The sequence below is a fragment of the Kocuria atrinae genome, assembly GCF_039531425.1.
GTDB lineage: Bacteria > Actinomycetota > Actinomycetes > Actinomycetales > Micrococcaceae > Kocuria > Kocuria atrinae.
In genome coordinates, this window is sequence record NZ_BAAAQA010000001.1 from 121,122 (window position 1) to 129,416 (window position 8,295).

Annotated in this window: 8 protein-coding genes; 1 reads left to right on the forward strand and 7 read right to left on the reverse strand. The window is 64.7% G+C overall.

Annotated features, from left to right (window positions below):
- Window positions 1-24 precede the first annotated feature (24 nt).
- From recN to ABD283_RS00575, 7 genes are all read right to left on the reverse strand, one after another.
- Complete coding sequence (gene recN, locus ABD283_RS00545; protein ID WP_344223127.1) at window positions 25-1,737, reverse strand: DNA repair protein RecN; 1,713 nt, start codon at window positions 1,735-1,737, stop codon at window positions 25-27.
- The gene (locus ABD283_RS00550; RefSeq protein ID WP_425552777.1) at window positions 1,734-2,819 is read right to left on the reverse strand and encodes an NAD kinase; all 1,086 of its coding nucleotides are present in this window, start codon (window positions 2,817-2,819) and stop codon (window positions 1,734-1,736) included. The genes recN and ABD283_RS00550 overlap by 4 nt, the downstream gene beginning before the upstream one ends.
- A gap of 88 nt (window positions 2,820-2,907) precedes the next feature.
- Window positions 2,908-3,663: a TlyA family RNA methyltransferase gene (locus ABD283_RS00555; protein WP_344223129.1), complete on the reverse strand. Its 756-nt coding sequence runs from the start codon at window positions 3,661-3,663 to the stop codon at window positions 2,908-2,910.
- On the reverse strand, window positions 3,660-3,998 hold the full coding sequence (locus ABD283_RS00560; protein ID WP_344223130.1) for a hypothetical protein: 339 nt from the start codon (window positions 3,996-3,998) through the stop codon (window positions 3,660-3,662). Before ABD283_RS00560 ends, ABD283_RS00555 begins: the two co-directional genes overlap by 4 nt.
- Window positions 3,995-5,011: an HAD-IIA family hydrolase gene (locus ABD283_RS00565; protein ID WP_344223131.1), complete on the reverse strand. Its 1,017-nt coding sequence runs from the start codon at window positions 5,009-5,011 to the stop codon at window positions 3,995-3,997. The genes ABD283_RS00560 and ABD283_RS00565 overlap by 4 nt, the downstream gene beginning before the upstream one ends.
- Window positions 5,001-5,918 (reverse strand): hypothetical protein, encoded by a 918-nt coding sequence (locus ABD283_RS00570; RefSeq protein ID WP_344223132.1) that lies wholly within the window; start codon window positions 5,916-5,918, stop codon window positions 5,001-5,003. Before ABD283_RS00570 ends, ABD283_RS00565 begins: the two co-directional genes overlap by 11 nt.
- Window positions 5,915-6,724, reverse strand: coding sequence for a hypothetical protein (locus ABD283_RS00575; RefSeq protein WP_344223133.1), 810 nt, complete (start codon window positions 6,722-6,724; stop codon window positions 5,915-5,917). Before ABD283_RS00575 ends, ABD283_RS00570 begins: the two co-directional genes overlap by 4 nt.
- A gap of 325 nt (window positions 6,725-7,049) precedes the next feature.
- On the opposite strand from ABD283_RS00575, the gene ABD283_RS00580 reads away from it, so the two are divergent.
- Window positions 7,050-8,264, forward strand: a complete 1,215-nt coding sequence (locus ABD283_RS00580; RefSeq protein ID WP_344223134.1) for a dicarboxylate/amino acid:cation symporter — start codon at window positions 7,050-7,052, stop codon at window positions 8,262-8,264.
- Window positions 8,265-8,295 lie beyond the last annotated feature (31 nt).

Consider the following 8,295-nt stretch of genomic DNA (forward strand, 5'->3'; position numbering starts at 1 on the left):
GCGTTGAGTTGACGGGTAGTTGTGTCATGCGGTGGCGTCCCGCAAGAGCTCGCGGGCGTGTTCCCGCGCCGCTTCAGAGTTTTCGTGACCCGCGAGCATGCGGGCCAATTCCACCACGCGTTCCTCGTCCGTGAGAACTCTCACGTCAGAAACCGTGGAATCCGAAGATTTGGTCACCAGCACGTGGTGGTCTGCGAAGGCCGCAACCTGCGGCAAGTGGGTCACCACGAGCACCTGGAGATTCTTGGCCAGCATTTTGAGGCGCCGTCCGATTTCCACCGCCGCTTTGCCGCCCACACCCGAGTCCACTTCGTCGAAGACGAAGGTCGGCACCGGGTCCACCTCGGACAGGACAACCTCAAGCGACAGCATGATGCGGGAGAGTTCACCGCCAGAGGCGCCCTTGCCCAGCGGGCGCGGCTTGGCATCCGGGTGGGGCGCAAGCATGAATTCGATCTCGTCGCGTCCGTATTCGGTGAATTGTTCGGACGGTTCTACCGAGACGACCAGCGTCGCATTGGGCATGGCCAGCGCGGTCAGTTCCTTGCTCACGGCGCGGGAGAGTTTCTCGGCGGTCTTCCTGCGGAGCTCCAACATGGTCTGCGAGCGCTCGAGCAATTCCTGGTGCAGAGCGTGAGCCTCCGAGCGAAGTTCCTCATCGCGCTGCGGATCATCCACCAACTCGGAGAGTCGAGTGCGGGCGGTGTCGGCCCAGTGGATGACCTCGTCGATCGTGGCCCCGTACTTCCGCGTGAGGGTCCGCAGCGCATTGCGGCGCTGTTCCACCTGAGCGAGTCGCGCGGGCCCGTCCTCGTCGAGACCGCTCGCGTACCCCGAGAGGTCCGCGGCGACGTCGGCGGCGACCACGGTAAGTTCGCGCACCCGCGTGGCCAGGTCTGCCAGCTCCGCGTCCGAATCCGACTCGTGGTCGAGGGCCTGCTGTGCGTGGGACAACAAGGCCACCGCGTTGGCGGTCGGCTCATCATCCGCGTCCGTCCCGCTCAGCGCGGCCTGCGCGGTCAAGGCCGCGGACCTCAACGATTCGAGGTTGGTGAGCTTTTCGCTCTCGGCATCCAGTTGGACGTCCTCGCCGGAAATGGGTTCCACGGCGTCGATCTCTTCGAGCGCGGTGGTCAGGCTCTGGGCCTCCAGGGCGCGCTCACGCATGTTTTCTTTGATCTCGCGCAGGGTCGCCACAATGGTCCGATACCGAGCCAGTTTCTCTCGATACGCGGCCAGCTCTTTCGCCAGGGGTGCCCCCGCGTACTCGTCCAGGGCCTTGCGCTGGGCCACGGCAGACTTCAGCCGTAGCTGGTCGGATTGGCCGTGCACGGCCACCAATGTCTCCCCCACGGCGCCCAGTGTTCCCACGGGTGCGGATCGGCCGCCCACATGCGCGCGACTACGGCCCTCCGCAGAGACGGTGCGCGACAACAAGATCTGCGCCTCGTCCTGGCCGTTCACCGTTTCGACGTCGACGACGCCGCCGGCCTCCTCCACGAGTTCGACCGCCCCGTGCGTTGCCGGCACCATGACGGTTGCCTCGGCCAGGGCCTTACCGCTTCCGGAACGTACAGCACCGGCGTCCGCACGGTTGCCCAGGAGCATGCCGAGGGCGGTGACGACCATCGTCTTACCGGCACCGGTCTCACCCGACAGGATGGACAGGCCGGGTCCCAAGGGCAGCACGGCATCCGTGATGACACCCAGGTCGTGGATGTGAATTTCTTCGATCATTGGCTCGGGTTCTCACCTGACGAGGATCGGTCCGGGGATTGGTCGAGAATGTGGCGCGCACTGTCACTGTCGCGGGCGGAAATAGGGTCGTAGGGGATTTCGCGTCCCACACTGAGTTTGGGGAACCCGTTGTCCTCGGACACCACGTTGTGCTCGGGCTGGACCATGGGCAACGCCGTGGTCTTGGCCTCCTGCTGATCGGTGGGCAACGGTCCTCGCCAACCGGCCGTGGGCAGTTCGAACTTCTTGACGAGTCGCTCCGAGAAGGGCGTGGCGTGCATCCGGGCAAGATTCACCGGCTTATCCGAACGGCGAACCTCGATGCGGCAACCGGGCGGAAGATCCGCAGTCCTGCGACCGTCGCACCACAGCACTCCGCGAGCGTCGGTGCGAGTCAGCACCTCTACGGCCATCGTGGAGCGCGGGGAGATCACCAGGGGGCGGGAGAACAATGCGTGAGCCGACAGCGGCACCATGAGCAGGGCCTCGACCTCGGGCCAGACCACCGGTCCGCCGGCGGAAAATGCGTAGGCGGTGGATCCCGTGGGGGTTGCCATGACCACACCGTCGCAACCGAACGTGGACAGCGGGCGGCGATCCACCTCGATGACGACTTCCACCATTTTTTCGCGGTTGCCCTTTTCGACCGAGGCCTCGTTGAGCGCCCAGGTGTGCAGAACTTTCTTCTGGTTCTCCCACACGGTCACGTCCAGTGCCATGCGGCGTTCCACGGTGTAGCGGCCATCCACGATTGCCTCAACGGTCTCCGTGAGACCGGAGCGTTCGGACTCGGCCAGGAAGCCCACGTGACCCAGGTTCACACCCAGCAGCGGGGTGTCCACTCCGCGGACCACTTCTGCCGCGCGCAGGATGGAGCCGTCACCGCCGAGCACCATGACCAGTTCGATGTCACGCAGAGCCACGTCCTCTTCGACGATCTCCACGGGAGCCATGGACTGGCCATCGGCCTGCAGTGCTTCGAGATCTCGGCGGGACAACACAGGAATCAGCCCGGCGTCGTGCAATTGCGCGCAGGACTGACGGGCGGCGTCCTTGGCGTCACGCCTGCCCGTGTGTGTCATGACCAAGATTTTCCGGCTCACGAGTTCGGGTCATCCTCCTGCGATTCGGTCTGCGGTCGTACGGACTTTGCTAAGACTACGCGAGCGATCAGACTCGCTGAACGGTGCTTCGCTTACGGCACCAGACGAAGAACTCCACGTTACCGTCTTGACCCGGCAGGGGGCTTTCAGCCCGTCCCTTCACATCCAGGTTGGCATTTTCGGCGGCGGCGACCACCCCGTCCACCGCGCGGCGTCGTTCCCGTTCGGAAGTGACGACGCCGGTACGGGAGATGTTGTGCGCGCCCACTTCGAATTGGGGTTTGACCATGAACAGCACGTCTCCCCCGTCCTTGGTGGCGCGGCCGAGGGCCTCCGTGACCAGCGTCAGGGAAATGAAGGAAAGATCGCACACGGTCAGGTCCGCCGGGCCACCGATCTGCTCCGGTTTCAGGTATCGCACGTTGAGGCCCTCGTACACGCGCACACGATCGTCATGACGCAGCTCGGCCACCAATTGATCGTGCCCGACATCCACCGCGAGCACTTCCCGCGCTCCGCGGCGCAGCAGCACGTCCGTGAAGCCACCGGTGGAGGCGCCGGCATCCAGGCAGCGCAGCCCGGCCGGATTGATCTCGTTAAAGGTGTCCAACGCGCCCGCAAGCTTATGGCCGGCGCGGCTCACGTATTCGTCCGCCGCCGACGCCGCTACCTCCAGCTGGTCCTCGTCACCCACCTTCAGGGACGGTTTGGTGCAGGGTGAGCCATTCACACTGACGCGTCCGTCCCGGATCCAGGACGCCGCGAGCGTCCGGGATCGAGCGAGCCCTCGAGTGGTCAGGGCTTGGTCCAACCGCTGGCTCACTGGCCCGTGAGCCCCGTGGGGAGGGAACCGGGTTGCTGATTGAGGATGGCTTCCAGTTCAGCGTGCAGCTCCTGGTATGCCGCAGCGCGTTCATTGACCGGCAATCCACTCACCGCGGCTTCTTTGGCGAGTACACGGTCCACAGAATCCAGCCCGGTGACGGGCGCCGCAGCAGAGCCAGCGTGGTCCGCAGCATTTTCTTGTGGTGCCTCCCCCAGCTCTGTGTCTCGGACAAGCGCGTCCGCGCCGTTCAAGGACCCTTCTTCCGGGGACTCTGAATCGTGGGTATCGGTGTCCGGGGCTTCCCAATTGTCATCCGGGAACTGCTCGCTCATCGCGCCGCCTCCCATGTAACCTCGGGACTCGTCGGAGATTCCGCGTCGGGGTGCAGTGCCCACCACGCGGCGCAGGCTGCACGCCAACCGTCCAGGCTGTTCTCCGGTGCGTGAATCTGCACGCCGTTGTCCCGAGCGGTGGCAACGGCCTCACGGCACCTGGCGGTGACTTCCTGATCCTCGTACTCGCCAGGGGTTACGTCCGGGTCGGGGTAAGCATCGAACAGCTCCCGCAGGTTGCCGAGCAGGTACGTGGGACGTTCCTGATCACACGCGCGCAACACGGACTCCGGGGTGTCCACACCCGTGAACACCTCGATGCTCTCCATACCCGCGGCGCGAGCACCGCGAATGTCGGTGTCGAGGCGGTCGCCCACCACCACCGGTCGCTGGCTCTTGGCGCGCTCTGCCGCTTCGTGGAACACCGGTGCCTGCGGCTTGCCTGCAACGATGGGTTCGCGACCAGTCGCGGCAGCTACCGCCGCGACCAGTGTGCCGTTGCCCGGCGCGATGCCGCGTTCCTTGGGAATGGTTCGGTCCGTGTTGGTCGCGCACCACAGCACCGACTCATCGGCCAGCGTGTAAGCAGCCTCGGCCAACTGCTCCCAGCCGATTTTGGGGTTGAACCCCTGAACCACAGCCACGGGCTCATCCGACTGGGACCAGACCGGAGTGAGGCCCACCGCGCTGATCTCGTCCGCGAGCGCCTGCGCACCAGTGATTAGTACTTTGGCCTTTTCGGGGAGCCGCCCGGCCAGCAATGTAGCGGCCGCCTGAGCGGAACTGGCCACGCTGCTTTCCTGGGTGGGAGCGCCGAGCTCAGAAATGTGTTCCGCCACCGCGGCCGGCGGGCGTGACGCGTTATTCGTCACGTACATCACCGGCACGCCCATCTCCACGGCGCGGTTGAGTGATTCCGGTCCGCCGTCAATGGCGTCGGGACCCGCGTAGACCACGCCGTCAAGATCACACAGCAGCGCGTCGAAGCGGCTGATCAGCGGCTCATCGGTCATGGTTCTCGGAAGCTTCACCGGTCTGAGCGGCCTCTCCGGGTTCCGACGCGGGAGCCACCGTATGGGACTCCCCGGTCTCCCCCGATTCCAAGGGAGGCTCGACGGCGTCCGAGTCGGCCTCGCCTGAAGACTCCACGTTCTCGCTGTGGCGCTCCCCGGCCTCGCGCACATTCTCCTTGGCGGCATCCACATCTATGTCGTCCCCGAGATCCACGATCTCGGGTTCGGCGAACTGGCCCTGGCCGAGCGCGGCCTCCGCGACAATGGCCTGACGTTCCCAGCTCACGGACTCCTTGTCTCGGCCGACGCCGCGCAGTGCTTCCGCATAGGCACGGAACAGGCGGGGGCTGTAGGAGAAGCCGCGGTTCTTGTCGAGCTGTGGGATCTGCAGGGCTTCCAGCGCAGCCTGACTATCGTCGGCATCGGCATGGATGCCGGACACGACGATGGCCAGTTCCACCTTGCCCGCGGTATCGAGCTTTTCCGCCGCTGTGGACTGAGCTTCCTCGAGCGCCTTATCAGCCTTGCCCAATGCGCGCTGGCAGTCCACGATGAGCGGCAAATGCTCCTCAGAACCGGAAATACGGCGATGGGTCCTGAGTTCTTTGAGCGCCAGGGCGTAATCCTCGGCGGCATAGGCTGCCACACCCGTTGCTTCACGCACCACCGCAATTCGGCCGGCCTTACGCACGGCCGCGTTGGCGTGCTCGAGCGCGAACTCGGCGTCGACGTCCAAATAGCGAGCCGCCATCACAAGGTGCTGGGCCACCCGCTCAGCATTACGAGGTTCCAGCGCCTCGAGCTGACGACGAGTGGGCTTGTCGATCTCGCGACCCGTCACGTCCTCGTCGATGTCCGGTGCGATGAAGCGCGGCTTATCCAGATCATTGAGATCGCGTCGAGTCATCCGCTCTTCGCGGTCAGCATCCCTGCGGCGGTCATCGCCACCGAAGTTGCCCCGACCCCGATCATCGCGGCGCCCATCGGAACGGTTGTCCCTGCGGAAGTCCTTCCGACCGTCGGGCCGGCCACCACGGTCATCACGGCGATCCCCGCCGCGGTCGTCACGACGCCCACCGGCTGAACGGCGGTCGTCACGACGATCATCCCGGCGGAAGTCCTTGCGTGCATCGGGGCGACCACCACGGTCATCGTGGGAACGGCGGTCGTCAGACCGGCCTCCGCGGTCATTGCGTCGGTTGTCGTCACGATCTCCGTACGACCGACGATCATTGCGATCTCCCCGGGGGCGATCATCCCAGCGTCGGTTCTCCCGGCGGTCGCCACCGCCGTATCCCTCACTGCGTCGACCATCCGAACGGCCACCGCGATCATCGCGACGCTTATTCCGGCGGTCGCCGGAGCGGTCGTCACGCCGGTAGTCTCGACGATCTCCACCGCGGTCATCACGGCGATCCCGAGATCCCCCGCGGTCATCCCAGGTACGGCTACGGTTGCCGGTTTCCCGCTTGCGCTCCCAGTCACCGCTGCGACGTTCCGAACGGTGCCCGTCCTTGCGATCTTGGAACCGATCGAACTGACGGCTCTGACCCTTGCGGTCACCGGAACGCGCGTCCGAACGGTCAGTACGGGGGCGATCATCCCAGCGGCGGGGTTCACGGCGTTCATCACCGCCCTGGCCGTCTCGACGCCGATCATCACGACGGTCCCTCGAATCGCCCCGGTCCTGCCAGGAGCGGTTCCGATCTCCACGGTTGTTCCAGCCGCCGGGCCCGCCCGAGCCGCGGCGTCGGTCTCCGCCGGAACGCTCGGAATTGTCGCGGGAACCGTACTGTTCGGAATCGGTCAAAGGGATCTCCTTGTGGGCCCGGGGGGCCAAAAGCGTGGAAGCGACGTGATGCGTCGCGGTAATGTTCATTGCATTCTACAAAGGGGACGCGGTCGGCGTCCCCTCAACCGTGGGTCAGCTTGGTCACCGCCGTTCGAAACGGACGGCGTCAGCGTCGTTGGTGCGGTCATAATCGTGAGAACGTGTCGTTGAACCGATACCCCTCCTTGTCCCGAGAGATCTTGAACCATGAGTCTTCGTTCCCTGTCCAAAAACCTGCTGCTGCGGGTGCTGGTGGCCATTGTGCTGGGCATCGTGTGTGGCCTGTTCTTCCCCGAAGGTGTCGCACGTGTTTTTCTGACCTTTAATGGCATCTTCAGCCAGTTCCTGGGGTTCTTGATCCCCGTGCTGATCGTGGCGCTGGTGACCCCGGCCATTGCGGATCTCGGGCGTGGCGCGGGTAAGTGGCTGGCCGTAACCGCAGGGATCGCTTACGGATCCACCGTCTTCGCGGGCCTCCTGGCCTTCTTGGTGGCCAAGGCCAGTTACCCGTGGCTGTTGGGTGACCACAGTTCGGTCGGTTCCTTGGAAAACCCCGAGGACCACGCGCTGTCCGGGTTCTTCGAAATCACCATGCCCCCGGTCTTCGACGTGATGACTGCCCTGGTGTTGTCCTTCTGCCTGGGCGTGGGCATCACCATGATCAAGGGCCAGTCGCTGCACAAGGGCTTCGACGAACTGCGCGTGATCATCATGCTCATCGTGGAAAAGGTCATCATCCCGCTGTTGCCGATCTACATTTTCGGCATGTTCATGAGCATCACCATGAACGGCCAGATCGCCACGATCATCTCCACGTTCCTCCGCATCGTGGTGCTGGCATTCATCATGACCGTGGTCATCCTGGTCATCCAGTACGTGGTGGCCGGAATCGTGGCCAAGCGCAACCCGTTCGTGCTGCTCAAGAACATGCTCCCCGCCTATGCGACCGCTCTGGGCACGTCGTCCTCCGCAGCGACGATCCCCATCACGCTCAAGAGCGCGGCCCGCAACGGTGTGGACGACCGGGTCGCCGGATTCACCATCCCTTTGTGCGCCACCATCCACCTTTCGGGCTCCACCATGAAAATCGTGTTGTTCTCGTTGGCCATCATGACCATCACGGGGATGCCCATCGACTCGTGGCAGTTCGTGGGCTTCATCTTCCTCTTGGGAGTCACCATGGTGGCCGCTCCCGGTGTCCCCGGCGGCGCGATCATGGCCGCCGTGGGCGTCCTGCAGTCCGTGCTCGGATTCGACGAAACCGCAGTAGGCCTCATGATCGCCACCTACATTGCCATCGACTCGTTCGGCACGGCCTGCAACGTCACCGGAGACGGCGCAATCGCGACCATCATGGATCGCATCCTCAAGAACCGCCGTCACAACCTCAAGTCCCCGGAGGATTCCCCGGTCTCGGCTTGATGGGGGCCTCCGGGACCTTCTGATCGCCGAC

Bases quoted from the DNA above. Each gene is read 5' to 3' on its own strand.
- recN (WP_344223127.1), bottom strand. From the start codon at position 1,737: ATGATCGAAGAAATTCACATCCACGACCTGGGTGTCATCACGGATGCC.
- ABD283_RS00550 (WP_425552777.1), bottom strand. From the start codon at position 2,819: ATGACACACACGGGCAGGCGTGACGCCAAGGACGCCGCCCGTCAGTCC.
- ABD283_RS00560 (WP_344223130.1), bottom strand. From the start codon at position 3,998: ATGAGCGAGCAGTTCCCGGATGACAATTGGGAAGCCCCGGACACCGAT.
- ABD283_RS00565 (WP_344223131.1), bottom strand. From the start codon at position 5,011: ATGACCGATGAGCCGCTGATCAGCCGCTTCGACGCGCTGCTGTGTGAT.
- ABD283_RS00570 (WP_344223132.1), bottom strand. From the start codon at position 5,918: ATGACTCGACGCGATCTCAATGATCTGGATAAGCCGCGCTTCATCGCA.
- ABD283_RS00580 (WP_344223134.1), top strand. From the start codon at position 7,050: ATGAGTCTTCGTTCCCTGTCCAAAAACCTGCTGCTGCGGGTGCTGGTG.